This window comes from Winogradskyella marincola (genome assembly GCF_029624125.1).
GTDB lineage: Bacteria > Bacteroidota > Bacteroidia > Flavobacteriales > Flavobacteriaceae > Winogradskyella > Winogradskyella marincola.
Map to the genome: position 1 here is coordinate 604,797 of NZ_JARSBN010000001.1, position 18,430 is coordinate 623,226.

Below are 18,430 nucleotides of genomic sequence, written 5' to 3' on the forward strand. Positions count from 1 at the left end.
AAAATGCTCAAGCGAGCTTGGCATTTTTTTGTTTGAAGTATGTATTCGTGACCTCGAGAGGATTCGAACCTCCAACCCTCAGAGCCGAAATCTGATATTCTATCCAGTTGAACTACGAGGCCATTACCACCTGTAAAAGTAGAAATTTATTAAGATAACTTAGCCTTAACGATAGTTGAAATCGTCTTACCATCTGCTTGTCCTGCAAGCTCTTTAGACACAATACCCATAACTTTACCCATGTCTTTCATGCCTTCTGCTCCTGTGCTTTCTATAGTCGCTATTACAACTTTTTCTATCTCTTCTTCACTTAGCGCTTCTGGTAAAAACTGATTAATTACCTCTGCCTGATCTAATTCTGGCTGTGCTAAATCATCTCGTCCTTGTTCTTGAAAAATGGCAGCACTATCTTTACGTTGCTTTACCATTTTAGACAAAATCTTGATCTCCTGCTCCTCTGTTAACTCATCACTACCATCTGATGCAGTTTTGGCTAATAATATTTCTGATTTCACTGCTCTTAAAGCTGCTAGTGCTGTTTGATTTTTTTCTTTCATTGCTGCCTTCATCGCAGTCATTACTTTATCTTGTAAACTCATAATATCCTTAATCTTTTAGAAGTGCGAAGATACTAAAAAAGTTATGCTTCTTTACGCTCCAAAACCTTAGAAAAACAAAAGCCCAAAAAGCTTAAGATTACTTTTTGGGCCTTACTTGGTGTGATAACACTTAACTAAAAATTGTTATTAATCCACATTATCGTGTAAAAATGAATTGTTACTTCTTAACTGAATGTCGTCATTATCATCAGTACCTACAGACAACCTTGAAGTGTTCGTTTCTGAAGAGTGCTGCGCATCCTCTAAATTAACACCTTGCCTTTTATAAGCTGGCTCTCTTTCTATTTCATCAATCTTAGCTGTATTAAACTTGTAATTAAAGTCTTTCATGTGCTTTCTACGCTCATCTGCACGTGCTTTAATTAAATCTGAAATAGGACTATTCATTGGGTCTATTTCTTCTTCAGAAGCCTCTTGTGTTTCTTCTACCTGAAGCACCTTCTTTTCAAATACTATTTCTTCTTTTACTTCAGTCTCTACTTTAGCTTTTATTGAAGCGTCAAAAGTATCTACATCCTCTAAAGCATAACGTTTTTCGCCTTCTTCATTAACTTCTGTTACAGAGATAATTTCTACCGGCTCATTAACTTTAATATCTTTGACATCCTCATCTAAGCTAAAGAACATTAGTTCTTCTCCAGAATCTGGCTCTTCAACTTGTTCTGGTTCTTTGCTTGTAAGCGGCAAATCAAACGTTAATGTAATTTGCTCTTCACGCTCTTCAACAATAGGCTTTTCTGTTTTAGTCTCTATTGGTGTGATGATAAATTCTTCTGGCTCTACATTAAGTTCTGACTTAGTGTCTAAAACTTCATTGTATACAACATCCATATTTCTCAATAAGTCTGTGGTAGGAATTAAATCCATATTATGACCTGTTGATGTTTCGGTCTCACTCTCATCTAAAAGTGTGTGACGCACCACTGGATCTTCTTTCTTTTCTTCTAAAACGATGTCCGGAGTAATTATCGCAGGCTCTTTTTCTTTCGTGCTTACTTCTTCTATAACTTCTTCTTCTAAAGCATGAATTACTTTTTTAGTTTCTGTATTAGAAATTTCGTTTTGCTGATCTATATCAAAACCCGTAGCTATAATTGTTACAGCTATAGATTCTTGTAGCGACTCATCTTCACCAACACCCATAATTATGTTAGCTCCATGACCTGCTTCATTCTGAATATGATCGTTAATCTCACCAATCTCATCGATAGTAATTTCTTGTGAACCTGAAACGATAAGCAACAATACGTTTTTGGCTCCTGTGATTTTATTATCATTAAGTAATGGTGAATCTAAAGCTTTCATAATAGCTTCTTGTGCTCTGGTTTGACCAGATGCTGTAGCCGATCCCATAATGGCTGTTCCACTATTACTCAATACTGTTTTAGCATCACGTAAATCGATGTTTTGTGTATAGTGATGTGTTATTACCTCTGCTATACCTCTAGATGCTGTTGATAAGACTTCGTCTGCTTTAGAGAAACCTGCTTTAAAGCCCAGATTCCCGTATACTTCACGTAACTTATTGTTATTAATAACGATAAGCGAATCTACATGCTCTCTAAGTTTTTCTATACCTCTTTGAGCTTGCTCGTTTCGCATTTTGCCTTCAAACTGAAACGGCATTGTAACAATACCTACAGTAAGCACATCGAGTTCTTTAGACATTTTTGCAATAACAGGTGCAGCACCTGTACCTGTACCACCACCCATTCCGGCAGTGATAAATACCATTTTTGTATTGGTATCTAACATTCTACGTATGTCTTCTATACTCTCTACAGCGGCTTGCTCACCTACATCTGGATTAGCACCTGCGCCCAACCCTTCTGTTAGGTTAACGCCTAATTGTATTTTATTAGGCACTCCACTGCTTTGAAGCGCTTGCGCATCTGTATTACAGATTACAAAGTCTACGCCTTTGATACCTTGTTGAAACATGTGATTAATGGCATTGCTTCCACCTCCACCAACACCAATAACTTTGATGACATTAGACTGGTTTTTAGGCAGATCAAATGAAATGTTTCCAAATTCGTTGCTACTACTCATATTTTTTGAGATTATGGGATTTTAAATGTCTTAATTAATATATACTTACTCTGCGTTGTCTAAAAATTCTTTAACACGCTCTGTTAACTTATCCAAAAACGAACGACGTTCCTTTTTTGGTTCTTCTGTAACGATCTCTTGTTGGGCTTCTGCAGTTGTTTCTTCCTCTTCAGTTTCAACAACTTCTTCTTCTATTTGCTCAGCTTTTCTTCGGTCTTGTCTTTTAAGCCCATCCATAACCAAACCTACTGCTGTAGCAAATAAAGGACTTGCTATATCTTCATCACTATCACCTGCCAGATGCTCATTAGGATATCCTATTCTGGTATCCATTCCTGTGATGTACTCTACCAATTGTTTTAAATGTTTTAATTGGCTTCCGCCTCCTGTTAAAACAATTCCTGCAATTAGTTTTTTCTTTTGCTCTTCGTGTCCGTAGTTTTTTATTTCTACATATACCTGCTCAATGATTTCTACCACTCTGGCATGTATAATTTTTGACAAGTTTTTTAAGGTAATCTCCTTTGGCTCTCTTCCTCTTAACCCTGGAATAGAAACAATTTCGTTATCCTTATTTTCGCCTGGCCAAGCTGAACCAAACTTTATCTTTAATAATTCGGCTTGCTTTTCAATAATTGAGCAACCCTCTTTAATATCTTCTGTAATAACATTTCCACCAAATGGAATGACTGCTGTGTGGCGAATAATACCATCCTTAAACACCGCTAAGTCTGTTGTACCACCTCCTATATCTATCAACGCTACACCTGCTTCTTTCTCTTCCTGACTCAACACAGCATTTGCAGATGCTAAAGGTTCTAAGGTGATACCTTCTAACTCTAAACCTGCACTTTTAACACAGCGACCAATGTTTCTAATTGAGGACACTTGCCCTACAACCACATGGAAGTTGGCTTCTAACCTTCCGCCATACATACCAATTGGTTCTTTTATTTCTGCCTGACCATCAACTTTAAATTCTTGAGGTAACACATGAATAATTTCTTCACCAGGCAACATAACTAATTTGTGCACCTGATTTATAAGACGATCAATATCTGTGTCATCTATGACCACTTCAGAGTTTGGTCTGGTGATATAATCACTGTGTTGCAAACTACGAATATGCTGACCTGCAATACCTACAGTAACATCTTCAATTTTTTCTGAAGCTGCAGCTTCTGCCTCTTGTACAGCTTGCTGAATAGACTGTATGGTCTGCGTAATATTGTTAACAACACCACGATGCACGCCCAAACTTTTGGATTTGCCAACACCAAGTATTTCTACTTTGCCATACTCATTTTTACGACCAATCATGGCCACAATTTTTGTGGTTCCTATATCTAAACCTACCGAAATTTGATGCTTGTCCATAGTCTAAATTTTGGTGCAAATCACTTGTTCGTCAAATTTGAGATTTACAAGCTTATAGTTATCTAAAATCTTATCTTTAAAAGCCTTCTGATAGAAAGCTTTGAAATTATTTATCTTCTTTTGAAGCTGATTTAAAGTTCCTAAGTGAACTTTAAAATTGCTTTTTCTGATTCTAAAATCAATGGTTTCATCATCATTTTGATGAATTTCAATGACATGTTTTTTTAAAAACTCATCCTCATCTACAGCCTTTGCAAATTGAAACACTGTATTGAGGTTATTTTTCTTAATATTACCAGTAACCAATGGCACTCTCGCTGCAAAATTTGACGACAAAGGCATGTAAGAGCCTTCATCATCTATATAGTACGATGCATTAGTATGCACTCTAGCAATAGGTCGTTTTTGTTCTATTTCTGCTGAAAGCTCGCCATTTACAGACATAAACACCTCTGCTTTCTTTATCATTGGATTAGAATTTAGGGCAGCTTCTAAATCGTTCAAATCTATAATATCTTTGGGTTGTCCCGTAACTGAGGCCTGATTTTGTATTAACAATTTACTAACAGTTGCTTCTGTGATAAACAACTTGTTTTCGCCTGTAAACTCAATGTTTGCTTCAGGCACTTTTCTATTGCTATTTCTGTAGTTAGAAAACGCAAAAAGAAAGCCAACCAAAATCAGCAATACAGCTACTTTTATATGGTTTATATTAACTCTCAACAGTAAAGGCTTCTTTTATATGTTTTACTTCTACTCCTATATCTCCTGCACCTATTGTTAATACAACATTTGCATTGGACGCTTTTATTGCATCTACAATCGCTGATTTTGAAATCAGGTTTTTATTTGAATTTTCAATCTTTTCTAATAACCATTCCGACGATACTCCTTCAATCGGCAATTCTCTTGCTGGATAAATATCTAGCAAAAGAACCTCATCAAATTTCGAAAGACTTTTTGCAAAACCATCTACAAAGTCTCTGGTACGACTATACAAATGCGGTTGAAAAATTGCCAATACCTTTCGGTCTGGATACATTTCTCTAACAGCCTGATGTACTGCATTTATCTCTTCTGGATGATGGGCATAATCATCGATAAACACAAAATCATCAGTTTTAATCTGGTATGTAAATCGTCTTCTAACCCCCTTGTAAGATGCTAAGCCCTTGGCGAGCTGGTCATAAGGGCAACCGTAGTCAGCAGCCATCGCCAAGGCAATTATTGCATTCGACAAGTTATGTCTACCAGGTAGGTTAAATTGAAAATCTTTATACAATCCGTTTGGTGTTTGAACATCAAACACATAACTACCATTGCTGATTCTAATATTTTTTGCACTATAATCTGCGTCATCGTCCACTCCGTATGTAATACCCTTTAATGGCAATCCATTTTTTACAAAAAGTTTACCATCTGGTTTTATACATTCTGAAAATGCTTTAAACGTTTTTGTAAGTTCGGTTGCATCTCCATAAATATCGAGATGATCTGCATCCATTGAAGTGATGCACGCCAAATCTGGCGACAAGGTTAAAAACGAACGATCGAATTCATCTGCTTCTACTACTGTAACTTCTGTTCCGTTGATGATTAAGTTAGAGTTGTAGTTTTCGCTAATTCCACCCAAGAAGGCTGTAACTGGCGCATTACACTCATTTAGCAAATGCCCTAAAATACTTGTAGTAGTAGTTTTGCCATGAGTTCCTGCAACTGCCAAACATGTTGTTTGTTTAGTTATTTCACCAAGCACCTGAGAGCGCTTGTATACTTCAAAATTATTATTTCTGAAGTAATTTAACTCAGAATGGTCTTTTGGAACAGCTGGTGTATAGACTACTAATGTATGTTGAGGATCTAAAAATGCTGAATTTATTTCAGCTACACTATCGCTATAATGCACTTCAACACCTAATTCTTGCAAAGCTTCAGTAATATCTGAAGGCGTTTTATCATAACCTGCAACATCTTTACCTTTGGCCACAAAATAACGTGCCAAGGCAGACATACCAATGCCTCCTATACCGATAAAATAGACGTTATTTATAGCGTTAAGATTCATTTACTTTTTCAATAATTTTTCAACTTCATCAACAATATCACTCGTTGCATTAACAAGCGCCAAAGTTTCTATATTTTTACTTAATTCCGATTGTTTTTCTTCGTTTGTTATTAACGCGGTAAATTCATTTTGAAAATCATTATCTAAATCACTTTCTTTTATTAAAACAGCCGCATTTTTCTCTGCAACAGCAAGCGCATTTTTAGTTTGATGATCCTCTGCCACATTAGGTGATGGAATAAAAATAGTTGGCTTACCTACAATACATAATTCTGAAACCGAAATAGCGCCTGCTCTAGATATAATAACATCTGCAGCCGCATAAGCCATATCCATATTATTTAAAAATGCATGCACCTGAACATGTTTTAAATCATTGTACTGTTTATACCTATCGTAATACAGTTTACCACACTGCCAAATAAGCTGCACATTTTGATTTTCAAAAAAAGTAAGATTTGCCTCTACCAACTCATTGATTCGTCTTGCTCCCAAACTACCGCCTAAAACCAACAATGTATGTTTGCTATGAATTAATTTAAAAACATCTTTACCTTCTATATGTTTTCCTTTTACAGCTAACAAATCTTTTCTAATAGGATTACCTGTGAGCTTTAATTTTTCTTTTGGAAAAAACTTATCCAACCCATCATAAGCCACACATATTGTATCTACTTTTTTGCCTAACAGTTTATTTGTAATTCCCGGAAAGGAATTCTGCTCCTGTATTAAGCAAGGCACACCTTTAGACGTTGCCATTTGCAATAATGGCCCACTTGCAAATCCACCTGTACCAATAACAACATTTGGTTTAAATGTTTTTATAATTTTTCTAGATCGCAGCAAACTTGTTATAAGCTTAAGAGGAAACATTAAATTCTTTAGGGTGAGTTTTCTTTGAATACCAGAAATCCACAAACCTTCAATTGTATATCCTGCCTGAGGCACTTTATCCATTTCCATACGATCTGACGCACCAACAAACAAAAACTCCGCATCTGGATAGCGCGATTTTAATTCGTTAGCAATAGCTATAGCAGGATATATATGACCTCCTGTACCACCACCTGATAATATGAATTTATAGTTACTCATTAAATTGTTTCACTTAATATATCTAAAGGGTTATCTCCCTCTAACACTTCATTTTCTTTTATTTCTTGGCGCTTTGCGCTTACGCTTAATATTATTCCTATTGCCATACAGGTCATCCAAATTGATGTACCTCCACTACTTATTAGTGGCAATGTTTGCCCTGTTACCGGAAACAGCTCAACCGCCACAGCCATATTTATTAACGCCTGAAACACAATTGGCAAACCAACACCCAACACCAACAACGAGCCAAATATTGTATCTGCTTTTTGAGACACCACCACAATCCTAAACAACAACCAAGAGTACATTACCAACAAAAATATTCCACCAAACAGTCCGTACTCTTCAATAATAATAGCAAATATGAAATCTGAAGATGACTGTGGTAAAAAGTTTTTTTGAACGCTCTTACCAGGTCCCAGAGGTTTAATACCTGTAGCTATTGCAATTTTTGCTTTCTCTATCTGATAATCTTCTTCAGTATCCTCTCCATTTGCAAAATTTTCTACTCTACTCATCCAAGTATCCACACGGTTTGGCATAGCATCTGGAAACGCCTTGGCCACCAAAATAAACATTAGCAAAGCCATTAGTCCAGACCCTATAATCACCATTAGATACTTTACCGGATAACCTCCTATAAATGCCAACATCATAACCATAGTAAATATGATTGCTGTTGTAGAAAAGTTAGCTGGAAGAATTAAAACAAGCACAAAAAAAACAGGTCCCCAAAGTGGTAAAACAGTCTCTTTAAAACTCACATTCTTCTCTCTTATTTTTGAAAGATATCTCGCCACATAAACCATTAAAACTACTGCCGCAAATGTTGATGTCTGAAAGGACATATTTACAATTGGGATTTGTATCCATCGACTTGTATTAGTACCCTGAGCATTGGTTGAGCCTTGCAATATTGTAATTAAAAGAAGCACTATAACCACAGGGATAAGCACCATTGATAAGCCCTTAAAATACCTATACGGTATTTTATGCACCGCATACATTATAGCAAAGCCTAGTGATAAGTGCACAAGATGCTTTACAAAAAAAGAAAACGTATTACCTGTACCACCAACATATGCCAAATTACTAGCAGCACTATATACTGGCAAAAATGAGAATATAGCCAACAAAGTTGCTATTGCCCATATTGCTCTATCTCCTTTTATTTGTGAAAAAATATTTTGCACGCTTAACCTTTTATCGTTGAGTCCCTAATTCAACGTTTTTTTGAATTTTATAAGTTCCTCACAGCATCCTTAAATTGACGACCACGATCTTCATAGTTTTCAAACAAATCAAAACTAGCACAAGCAGGAGATAACAATACATTATCACCAGTATCTGCCAACTTATAAGCTATTTTCACAGCTTCTGTCATGTATTGAGTTTCCACAATAACATCGACCATATTACCGAAAGCTTCAATCAACTTTTTATTATCTACACCAAGACAAATAATTGCTTTTACCTTTTCATTTACAAACTGAAACAACTCTCTGTACTCATTACCTTTATCAACACCACCTACTATCCAAACCGTAGGAGCATTCATACTTTCTAAAGCAAAATAAGTTGCATTAACATTTGTTGCTTTAGAGTCATTGATGTATTGTACTTTATTAATTTTTAACACATGCTCTAAACGATGCTCTACACCTTGGAAGTTTTCTAAACTTTCGCGAATCGTTTGTTTTCTTATTTTTAGCAAGTGTGCTACTGCAGAAGCAGCCATAGCGTTTTTAACGTTATGCTTACCCTCTAAAGCTATATTATCTGTTGGCATAATTATTTTGTTATTATCTATTGTTATTATTATTTTTTTATCTTCATAATAAGCACCTTCTTCAATTTTTCTTGTTAGCGAAAAAGGCAACTTTTTTGATTGAATTTCATTGTTTTGTAACCAATTTGTAATAATCTCATCATCTGCATCATAAATGAAATAATCCTCCTTGGTCTGATTTTCTACAATTCTAAATTTGGAAGCGATATAGTTCTCAAACTTATAATCGTAGCGGTCGAGATGATCTGGTGTTATGTTTGTTAACACTGCAATTTTTGGTTTAAAATCATGAATATCATCTAACTGAAAGCTGCTTACCTCCAGCACGTAATTCTTATGGTTCTTCTCCAAAATTTGCTTTGCAAAACTATCTCCTATATTCCCAGCTAAACCAACATCTAACTCTTGCTTTAACAGGTGATGCGTTAGTGTTGCTGTTGTTGTTTTTCCATTACTACCTGTTATTGCAACCAATGTAGCATCTGTATAATTTGAAGCAAATTCAATCTCAGAAACCACCATAATACCAGCATTTCTAATCTGCTTTACTAAAGCCACTTTATCTGGTATTCCCGGACTTTTCATAACGATGTCTGCATTCAGAATTTTAGACTCTGTATGCTGCTCATCTTCAAATTCAATCTCATTATTTAAAAGAACGTCTCTGTACTTTTCTTTAATTTTTCCTTTATCAGAAAGAAAAACATTATATCCTTTTGCTTTCCCCAAAAGCGCAGTTCCTACTCCACTTTCTCCACCACCAAGAATCACTAATTTCTTCATTTACGATTATTGATTTACGATTTACGATTCTTAGCTCTCATGGTTTTTATTGACGCTACAACTATTGACAACAACTCATTGGCTTCCCTATGCAATCGTTTAATCTCTTCATGCTCTTTATCACTTACTTGAAGTAATAGCTCCAAGAAATACATACTTTCGTCAGTTTCCTCTTCAACAATTTTCAGTTTATTAATAAAATCTGCGTCCGATTTTGCTCTACAAGCTGCTCTATAATTTGCTCCAACGGAACTAGAGCACCTAATTAACTGCTTACAAAAAGCATTAAACTCTCTGGACATAGGAAACCTTGTACACAAATGCCAGCAATCTGCTGCATATTTTTGAGTTCTATTTTTTAACTGTTGCTTCAAACTTTATTCGTAATTCTAAAATCGCATATCTTAAATCATCTAATTTTCAATGTCACTATAGATATAATAGCTAACAGAATACCTACAATCCAAAAACGTGTGACAATTTTACTTTCGTGATATCCTGATTTTTGATAATGGTGATGTAGCGGAGACATCTTAAAAATCCGCCTACCTTCGCCATACTTTTTCTTGGTGTATTTAAAATAACTGACTTGCATCATTACCGATAAGTTCTCTGCCAAGAAAATACCGCACAATACAGGGATTAGCCACTCTTTTCTTACTGCAATGGCTATTACAGCAATGATTCCTCCAATAGTTAAACTTCCTGTATCTCCCATGAACACTTGTGCCGGATAGGCATTGTACCACAGGAATCCAACAAGCGCTCCTACAAATGCAGCGATGTATATTGTAATCTCTTCAACTTGCGGTATATACATTATGTTTAGATATTTAGAGAAAATGATATTTCCTGATACCCAAGCAAAAATCCCTAACGTTAGCACCACAATTGCCGATGTACCTGCCGCCAAGCCATCTATACCATCAGTTAGATTGGCACCATTAGACACAGCTGTTACAATAATGATACTAACAAGCACAAAAATGACCCATGCATAACCCTCAAAATCTGGACTTATCCAAGTAATTAAGTTTGAATAATCGAACTCATTATTTTTTACAAATGGAATCGTTGTTTTTGTTGATTTCTTTGCCACATCAAAGAGTTGCGCCTTTGGTATGTTAGGATTTTCAGCCAGTAATTGCTGTTGTTCCTGAAGCGGCAATTCCTCTTTTATGGTTACATCGTCATGAAAATACAGAGTTAACCCAACGATAAGCCCCAAACCTACCTGTCCCAGAACTTTAAATTTTCCTTTTAATCCTTCTTTATCATTCTTGAATTTTTTGATATAGTCATCAATAAACCCAATGGTTCCCATCCAAAGTGTCGTAATGATTAACAGAATGATGTAGATGTTTTCTAGCTTAGCCAATAACAACACAGGAAGAAGTGTCGCCAAGATAATTATAAGTCCACCCATTGTTGGTGTACCTGCTTTTTCTACCTGACCTTCTAAACCTAAATCTCTTATGGTTTCGCCTACTTGTTTTTTGCGTAAAAAATCTATAATACGCTTACCATAAATAGTAGAAATTAACAATGACAAAATTATTGCTACAGCCGCTCTAAAGGTTAGAAACCCAAAGAGTGATGCTCCAGGAAACTGGAATTGTTTTTCTAAATATTCAAATAAATAATATAGCATCTACTTTTGTAATTGTTTTAAAAATTCTTGTACTGTTTTATAATCATCAAAATCGAAGCGTTCGCCTTTTATCTCTTGATAGGTCTCGTGCCCTTTACCAGCAATTAAGATGATATCTTTAGCTTCTGCCAATTGGCACGCTGTTTTTATAGCCTGTTTTCTATCGGTAATCGATAATGTTTTTTTGAAATTTTGAGGCTCGACTCCTTTTTCCATATCCTCAATAATTGTTTCTGGAACTTCGCTTCGTGGATTATCGCTTGTAAAAATCACTTTAGTGCTTAATGCTGAAGCAATATGCGCCATCTTTGGTCGCTTGGTCTTATCTCTATCACCACCACAACCCACAACTGTAATTAGCTCTTCATTTTTAGTACGAATACTATTTATGGTTTCGAGAACATTTTTTAGAGCATCTGGTGTATGTGCATAATCTACAATTGCAGTAATTTTTTCTTCTGAAATGAAATACTGAAAACGGCCAGACACATTATCTAACTCGCTAATCAATCTTAAGATTTCATCTTTTTCTAAGCCTAATAATTCCGCAGCACCATATATTGCCAGAATGTTGTAAGCATTAAAACTGCCAATAAGTTTTGTCCACAGTTCGCTGTCATTCACTTTTAACAACAAACCACTAAATTCGTTTTCTAAAATCTGCGCTCTGTAATCTGAATAATTCTTTAACGCATAGGTGTATTTCTTAGCTTCAGTATTCTGAAGCATTACCAACCCATTTTTATCATCCATGTTAGACAATGCAAATGCATCTTTTGGTAAGTGATCGAAAAATGCTTTTTTTACATCTCTATATTCTGCAAACGTTTCATGATAATCTAAATGATCATGAGATAAGTTTGTAAAAATTCCTCCAGTAAACTTTAAACCTTCTGTTCTACTCTGATGAATACCATGTGAACTCGCTTCCATGAAACAGAACTCAACTCCTTCATCATTCATAAGTTTTAGATACTTATTAATAGTTAAGGAATCTGGCGTTGTATGTGTCGCTTTATACTCAGTATTATCTACCATAATTTTCACGGTAGATAACAATCCCACTTTGTATCCTGCTTTTTTAAATAGCTGATATAATAAACTCGTTACTGTTGTCTTACCATTAGTACCTGTAACACCTACAAGTTTTAAATTCTCCGACGGATGCTCATAGTAGTTTGCAGCCATAAAAGCTAACGCCTCATTAGAATTAGCCACTTCTACATAAGTAATACCATCTTGTAAAGTTTCTGGCAATACTTCGCAAACTATGGATGTTGCTCCGTCTAAAATCGCTTTCTCTATATAATTATGTCCATCCGTAAGCGTACCTCTAATTGCCACAAACGCATCATTAGTCTCAATTTTTCGGGAATCGAATTCTAATTTATTTACAGCAATGCCAGTACTACCAACCACAGCATTTATAGTAACCTTGTACAATATGTCTTTTAATTCTTTCATGATGCTTCGAGAACAATTGTTTGGTTAGGTTTTAACTTTTGATGCTTGTCTACAGATTGCGATTTTACAGTGCCACTACCTTTTAATTTCACCTTAACATTAACCTGAAGATTCTCTAATAAAGCAATAGCATCCATTGCTGACATACCGACAACACTTGGCATTAATTCTTTATACTTGTTTACGTTATCAAAGTAACTTTCATAATCTTCATTTACCAGCTTACTGTTAAAGTCTAACGCTTTAACATCATCTATTATAGGCGTATCAGTATATATTTTTTGTGCTATACGCTTAAAAACAGGACCCGTAACGTCTGCTCCGTAGTAACCTACTTTTGTACTCGGCTTATGAATAACCACTATACATGAGTATTTAGGGTTATCCGCAGGAAAATAACCCGCAAAAGACGACACATACTTTCTATCCTTTCTCCATTCTTCGTAATTTGCATAATCTGTACGCGCAGTACCTGTTTTTCCTGCCATAGAAAACGTTTCTGAGTACATATTTTTTCCAGTACCACGAATCACGATATTTTTAAGAATATCTTTTATCTCTAAAAGGGTTTTATCTGAACAAATCTTATCTACCAAAACCTGTTTTTCAAACACTTCTACATTTTTATCAAAAGACTTTACAGCACGAATAAATCTTGGCTTAATCATCTCGCCTTTGTTCGCTATAGCATTATAAAACGTAAGCGTTTGCAAAGGAGTTATAGCTAAATTATACCCATAAGCCATTGATGGCAACGCGTTTCTACTCCAGTTAGATTTACCCGGTTCTGGAATATTTGGAATCCCTTCCCCTTGAATAGGAATATCTAATGAGTCGTTAAGTTTCCAACGTTTTATATGATTGATAAACTTCATTGGATTCTTAGCATAATTATCATCTACAATGGTTGCTAAACCAATGTTTGAAGACACCTCCAAAGCTCTAGCCGCAGAGATTTTACCAAATCCTCCATGATGAGAATCACCTATAGTTCTACCATAGAAATACTTTGTCCCTTTTTTAGTATCTATAACAGTTGATGTATCGACCACTTTATCTTCTAGCGCAGCCATCATAGCCATCACCTTAAAGGTACTACCTGGCTCATGAGACTCATAAACCGCATAGTTTCTCTTTTCGTAATAAGTCCCCTTAGAGGTTCTTGCAAGATTTGCTATTGCCTTTATCTCACCTGTTTTTACCTCCATTACTACAACACAACCATGTTCTGCTTCGTAAGTTTCTAACTGCTTTAAAAGTGAATGATGCGCTATATCCTGAATATTGACATCTATAGTAGTATACACATCATAACCATCTTGTGGTTCTACCTGATCAAAATCGGCAATTGGTTTCCATTGCCCATTTCCAATTTTTTGCTTTAGACGTTTTCCTTTAACTCCTCTTAAATATTTTTCTCCAAAAGCACCATCTATACCTGCTCTAGCTGTATCTCCATTACTATCAATACGTTCATAACCTATAGATCTAGCCGCTATTTGACCCATTGGATGCTCTCTTCTTGTAGTCTGCTCTACAATTAGACCACCTCCAATTGCACCTTTATTAAGCAGCGGAAAATTTCTTAATCGTATATAATCTGAATAACTAATATTACGAGCCAGAAGAAAGTATCTGTTTTTATTTCTTCGTGCTTTTCTAATAATATCTTTATAATAAGCGGAAGATTTCCCTTTATAAACCGAAAGCGAATCTGCAAGCGCACCAATATGCTCATCAAACACCACTTGCTTTGCCTGCACAGCATCTAACCTAATATCGTACTTAGGAATTGACGTTGCCAACAAACTACCATCAGCAGAATATACATTACCTCTATTTGGCTCAATATCAAAATCTTTTACCGTACGCTTCTCTGCAAGTTTACGATACTCTTCCCCTTGAATAAACTGAATACTAATCAACTTAAACACCACAGCAAGCGCAAACACAAACATGCTGCCTGCCACAAAGTATAACCTGTTTAATATGTTAGTTTCTGTTGTTGCCAAAGTTTAGTTTTCAACTTTTTTTTCTCTGCTATCGAGTTTTATTATTTTCTTTTTAATTCTGATTGAACCGAAATTCACTCCTCAGAACCAAATACTTTAATTTTTGTTGGAGGAATTTCAGAAATACGAATTCCTTTTTCTCCTACTCTATTTATAATAGTCGACTCCATCTTTAATCGCATCAACTTAGAACGACCATCAACAAAGGCAGACCTCATTTCTTTCACCTCATTATTAAGCCTTGCAATCTCGTGCACTTTTTTATCTGCACTATGAGAACTTGCTATCATTATAATGGCTAGGAATGAAATAAAAATGATGATGCGCCAATTTTTAAACGAATCATCACTGATTAGAAACTTACCTCTTAATATGCTATAGATACTCTTCTTCATATTTTTTCAGCAATTCTAAGTTTTGCACTCCGAGCTCTATTATTTATTTTTATTTCTGACTCTGTTGGCACTATTAAACCACCAACTTTTTTCATTGGCACTTCAAAATTCCCAAACACATCGCGCTCTGGCTCTCCTTCAAACATTCCGTTTCTTATAAAGCGCTTTACCAATCGATCCTCTAAAGAGTGGTAAGAAATAAAACTCAACCTCCCACCTTTTTTCAGAACCTCTGGTGTTTGCAACAGCAACTCCTTTAAAACTTCAATTTCTTGATTCACCTCAATCCTTATCGCTTGATAGATTTGAGCCAAAACTTTATTTTCCTTTCTATGATTTAGAAACTTTTTCAATACCGATTTTAGCTGCTCACTTGTTTCTATTGGCGCTACTTTTCGCTCAGAAACTATAACTCTTGCCATTGCAGGCGCTTGCCTCAACTCACCATACTGCAACAACACATCTCTCAACTGCTCTTCCTCATATTCATTAACAACCTCATAAGCCGACAACTTGTTATCCTGGTTCATTCGCATATCTAGCTTCGCTTCAAAACGAGTTGAAAACCCTCGTTCTGCAACATCAAACTGATGCGAAGACACACCAAAATCTGCCAACACACCATCAACCTCTTTAACTCCGTAAAATCTTAAAAAACGTTTTATATACCTGAAGTTCTCATTGATAAGCACAAAGCGTTCATCATCAATTTTATTAGCCAAAGCATCTTTATCCTGATCAAAAGCATACAATTTCCCTTCTGCTCCTAGTCGCGATAAGATTTCCCGACTATGACCTCCACCACCAAACGTAACATCAACATAAATACCATCTGGTTTTATATTAAGGCCGTCAACTGTTTCTTTAAGTAAAACTGCATTATGATATTCCATTGCCCTCATCATCTTGTCCCATTACCTCTTCTGCTAAATCTGCGAAATCAGACGCAGCATCATCAATAACCTGCTCATACCTGTCCTTATCCCAAATCTCAATGATATTTACAGCAGACGCCAACACCACTTCTTTTGTTATACCAGAAAAACCAATTAAATCTTTTGGTATTAACAAACGACCTGCACTATCAACCTCTACCACCTTTACACCAGCCGTAAATCGTCTTATGAAATCATTATTTTTTTTCTTAAAACGATTTAGCTTATTCACTTTAGCCATCAACGCATTCCACTCTGACATTGGATATAACTCCAAGCACGACTGAAACACAGCTCGCTTTAGCACAAAACCATCTTGTAAAGCAGCAGATAATTGCTTTTTTAGCGCAGCAGGAACCATTAATCGTCCTTTTGCGTCAGCTTTACACTCGTATGTTCCAATAAATGAATTCAATACCCTCGATTTTCCACTTTAGCGTTTAAGAATCAAATATATTGAAAATTTTACCACATTTTACCACGCTCTCCCACATTTGTTGATAAGTTTTGGGTTTTGCCATTTTTTTGAATTAAAAAAGTCAATAAAATCAGCACATAGAAAGAGAATTAAGAAGTGGTGTTTATCAACAGATTAGAAAGAGCAACACAATAACCAAACACATCGAATAACAATTATTCTATTTGTTTTAAAAAGGATTTAGTTATATTTGTTTTTAACACTAAGCACTAATTGTTATAGATGGCACACCTTTTAAAAAAAGAAAAGGATTATAGATATATTGAAGTAGGAGAAGGCACACCAATCATAGTGCTTCATGGCTTAATGGGAGGGTTGAGTAATTTTGATGCTGTTACCAATTTTTTTGGCAACAATGGTTATAAAATTATCATCCCAGAACTCCCTATTTATACAATGTCACTTTTAAAAACCAATGTTAAAAGTTTCGCCAACTACTTAAAGGACTTTATAGAATTTAAAGGCCTAGATAGCGTTATATTGCTAGGAAATTCACTGGGAGGACACATTGGACTCTACCACACTAAATTATATCCAAAAAAAGTAAAAGCACTAGTTATTACAGGAAGTTCTGGATTATACGAAAGTGCAATGGGTAGCGGCTACACAAAACGTAGCGATTATGAAGTTATAAAGAAAAAAGCTCAAGACGTCTTCTACGATCCTGCTGTTGCAACAAAAGAAATTGTAGATGAAGTATACGAAACTGTAAACGACAGAAACAAGCTTGTAAAAACTTTAGCTATTGCCAAAAGTGCCATAAGACACAACATGGCTAAAGATCTTCCTAAAATGCAAACACCAACTTGTATTATTTGGGGAAAAAACGACAACGTTACTCCACCAGATGTTGCAGAAGAATTTCATGAACTTTTACCAGATTCTGATTTGTTTTGGATTGACAAGTGTGGCCACGCTGCTATGATGGAACACCCAGAAGAATTCAATAAAATCTTGAATAACTGGTTAGACAATCGCGGTTTTTAAACCACTAAAAATCAACAACTAACCAACAAAAAGAAACACTGTTTTTTTTCATAATATAACAAAGTCTAATTAAAAGAGAATCTCTTTTTTACGGCAATTAAAGATGACAAAAGTAAAATCTGCTGAGTTTGTAATGAGTAATTCTGATGTGGCAAAATGCCCTAAGAATCGCATTCCTGAATACGCTTTTATCGGAAGAAGTAACGTAGGTAAGTCATCCTTAATCAACATGCTTACCGATAGAAAAAGTTTAGCAAAAACCTCTGGACGACCAGGAAAAACACAATTAATCAATCATTTTATTATTAACGAAGAGTGGTATTTGGTTGATTTGCCAGGCTATGGTTATGCAAGAGTTTCTAAAACTTCAAAAAAGAAATTTCAGAAATTTATAACCAATTACTTTGAACAAAGACAGCAGTTGGTCTCTGCGTTTGTACTAGTAGATATTAGACACAAACCGCAACCTATAGACTTAGAGTTTATGCAGTACTTGGGTGAAAATGGTATTCCGTTTGGAATTGTTTTCACCAAAGCAGACAAGCTAAAACCCAATGCCATTGACAATCATGTTGATGATTATTGCAAAGAATTGCTAAAAACCTGGGAAGAAATACCGCCTTATTTTATTACTTCATCTTCAAAAAAAATAGGTCAGGATGATGTTTTGGACTTTATAAATAACACAAACGAAGAGATTGAAGCCTTAAAGAATCAGTAAATT

The 18,430-nt window shown here is 35.5% G+C and carries 17 protein-coding genes and 1 tRNA gene; 2 read left to right on the forward strand and 16 right to left on the reverse strand.

The genetic code is table 11. The features are described 5' to 3' along the window. Positions 1–48: 48 nt before the first annotated feature. The 16 genes from P7122_RS02810 to mraZ form a co-directional block, all read right to left on the reverse strand. Positions 49–122: transfer RNA gene (locus tag P7122_RS02810), tRNA-Arg, on the reverse strand. 27 nt (positions 123–149) lie between these two features. Next, complete coding sequence (locus tag P7122_RS02815) at positions 150–599, reverse strand: GatB/YqeY domain-containing protein (RefSeq protein ID WP_278004253.1); 450 nt, start codon at positions 597–599, stop codon at positions 150–152. A gap of 147 nt (positions 600–746) precedes the next feature. Beyond that, a complete protein-coding gene (gene ftsZ, locus P7122_RS02820; protein ID WP_278004254.1) occupies positions 747–2,672 on the reverse strand; it encodes a cell division protein FtsZ in 1,926 nt (641 codons plus the stop codon). A gap of 45 nt (positions 2,673–2,717) precedes the next feature. After that, complete coding sequence (gene ftsA, locus P7122_RS02825) at positions 2,718–4,049, reverse strand: cell division protein FtsA (protein WP_278004255.1); 1,332 nt, start codon at positions 4,047–4,049, stop codon at positions 2,718–2,720. Positions 4,050–4,052: 3 nt separating this feature from the next. Next, positions 4,053–4,772, reverse strand: a complete 720-nt coding sequence (locus P7122_RS02830; protein WP_278004256.1) for a cell division protein FtsQ/DivIB — start codon at positions 4,770–4,772, stop codon at positions 4,053–4,055. Next, complete coding sequence (murC, locus tag P7122_RS02835) at positions 4,762–6,114, reverse strand: UDP-N-acetylmuramate--L-alanine ligase (RefSeq protein ID WP_278004257.1); 1,353 nt, start codon at positions 6,112–6,114, stop codon at positions 4,762–4,764. The genes P7122_RS02830 and murC overlap by 11 nt, the downstream gene beginning before the upstream one ends. Then, entirely contained in the window at positions 6,115–7,209 is a 1,095-nt protein-coding gene (gene murG, locus P7122_RS02840) for an undecaprenyldiphospho-muramoylpentapeptide beta-N-acetylglucosaminyltransferase (protein ID WP_278004258.1), read from the reverse strand. After that, positions 7,209–8,405, reverse strand: a complete 1,197-nt coding sequence (locus tag P7122_RS02845; protein ID WP_278004259.1) for an FtsW/RodA/SpoVE family cell cycle protein — start codon at positions 8,403–8,405, stop codon at positions 7,209–7,211. The genes murG and P7122_RS02845 overlap by 1 nt, the downstream gene beginning before the upstream one ends. A 47-nt stretch (positions 8,406–8,452) precedes the next feature. After that, positions 8,453–9,784, reverse strand: coding sequence for a UDP-N-acetylmuramoyl-L-alanine--D-glutamate ligase (murD, locus tag P7122_RS02850; RefSeq protein ID WP_278004260.1), 1,332 nt, complete (start codon positions 9,782–9,784; stop codon positions 8,453–8,455). Positions 9,785–9,798: 14 nt separating this feature from the next. Further along, on the reverse strand, positions 9,799–10,158 hold the full coding sequence (locus tag P7122_RS02855) for a four helix bundle protein (protein WP_278004261.1): 360 nt from the start codon (positions 10,156–10,158) through the stop codon (positions 9,799–9,801). 35 nt (positions 10,159–10,193) lie between these two features. Beyond that, entirely contained in the window at positions 10,194–11,435 is a 1,242-nt protein-coding gene (mraY, locus tag P7122_RS02860; protein WP_278004262.1) for a phospho-N-acetylmuramoyl-pentapeptide-transferase, read from the reverse strand. Further along, positions 11,436–12,899, reverse strand: a complete 1,464-nt coding sequence (locus tag P7122_RS02865; RefSeq protein WP_278004263.1) for a UDP-N-acetylmuramoyl-L-alanyl-D-glutamate--2,6-diaminopimelate ligase — start codon at positions 12,897–12,899, stop codon at positions 11,436–11,438. After that, the gene (locus tag P7122_RS02870; protein WP_278004354.1) at positions 12,896–14,857 is read right to left on the reverse strand and encodes a penicillin-binding protein; all 1,962 of its coding nucleotides are present in this window, start codon (positions 14,855–14,857) and stop codon (positions 12,896–12,898) included. The genes P7122_RS02865 and P7122_RS02870 overlap by 4 nt, the downstream gene beginning before the upstream one ends. Before the next feature lie 128 nt (positions 14,858–14,985). Next, positions 14,986–15,306 carry an FtsL-like putative cell division protein gene (locus tag P7122_RS02875; RefSeq protein WP_278004264.1) on the reverse strand — a complete coding sequence of 107 codons (321 nt, stop codon included), beginning with the start codon at positions 15,304–15,306 and terminating at the stop codon, positions 14,986–14,988. Further along, entirely contained in the window at positions 15,303–16,199 is an 897-nt protein-coding gene (gene rsmH, locus P7122_RS02880; protein ID WP_278004265.1) for a 16S rRNA (cytosine(1402)-N(4))-methyltransferase RsmH, read from the reverse strand. Before rsmH ends, P7122_RS02875 begins: the two co-directional genes overlap by 4 nt. Further along, complete coding sequence (mraZ, locus tag P7122_RS02885) at positions 16,186–16,656, reverse strand: division/cell wall cluster transcriptional repressor MraZ (RefSeq protein WP_278004266.1); 471 nt, start codon at positions 16,654–16,656, stop codon at positions 16,186–16,188. The genes rsmH and mraZ overlap by 14 nt, the downstream gene beginning before the upstream one ends. A 285-nt stretch (positions 16,657–16,941) precedes the next feature. On the opposite strand from mraZ, the gene P7122_RS02890 reads away from it, so the two are divergent. Together P7122_RS02890 and yihA are read left to right on the forward strand one after the other, a co-directional pair. Next, positions 16,942–17,706 carry an alpha/beta fold hydrolase gene (locus tag P7122_RS02890; RefSeq protein ID WP_278004267.1) on the forward strand — a complete coding sequence of 255 codons (765 nt, stop codon included), beginning with the start codon at positions 16,942–16,944 and terminating at the stop codon, positions 17,704–17,706. A 103-nt stretch (positions 17,707–17,809) separates the two neighbouring features. Continuing rightward, positions 17,810–18,427, forward strand: coding sequence for a ribosome biogenesis GTP-binding protein YihA/YsxC (yihA, locus tag P7122_RS02895; RefSeq protein WP_278004268.1), 618 nt, complete (start codon positions 17,810–17,812; stop codon positions 18,425–18,427). Positions 18,428–18,430 lie beyond the last annotated feature (3 nt).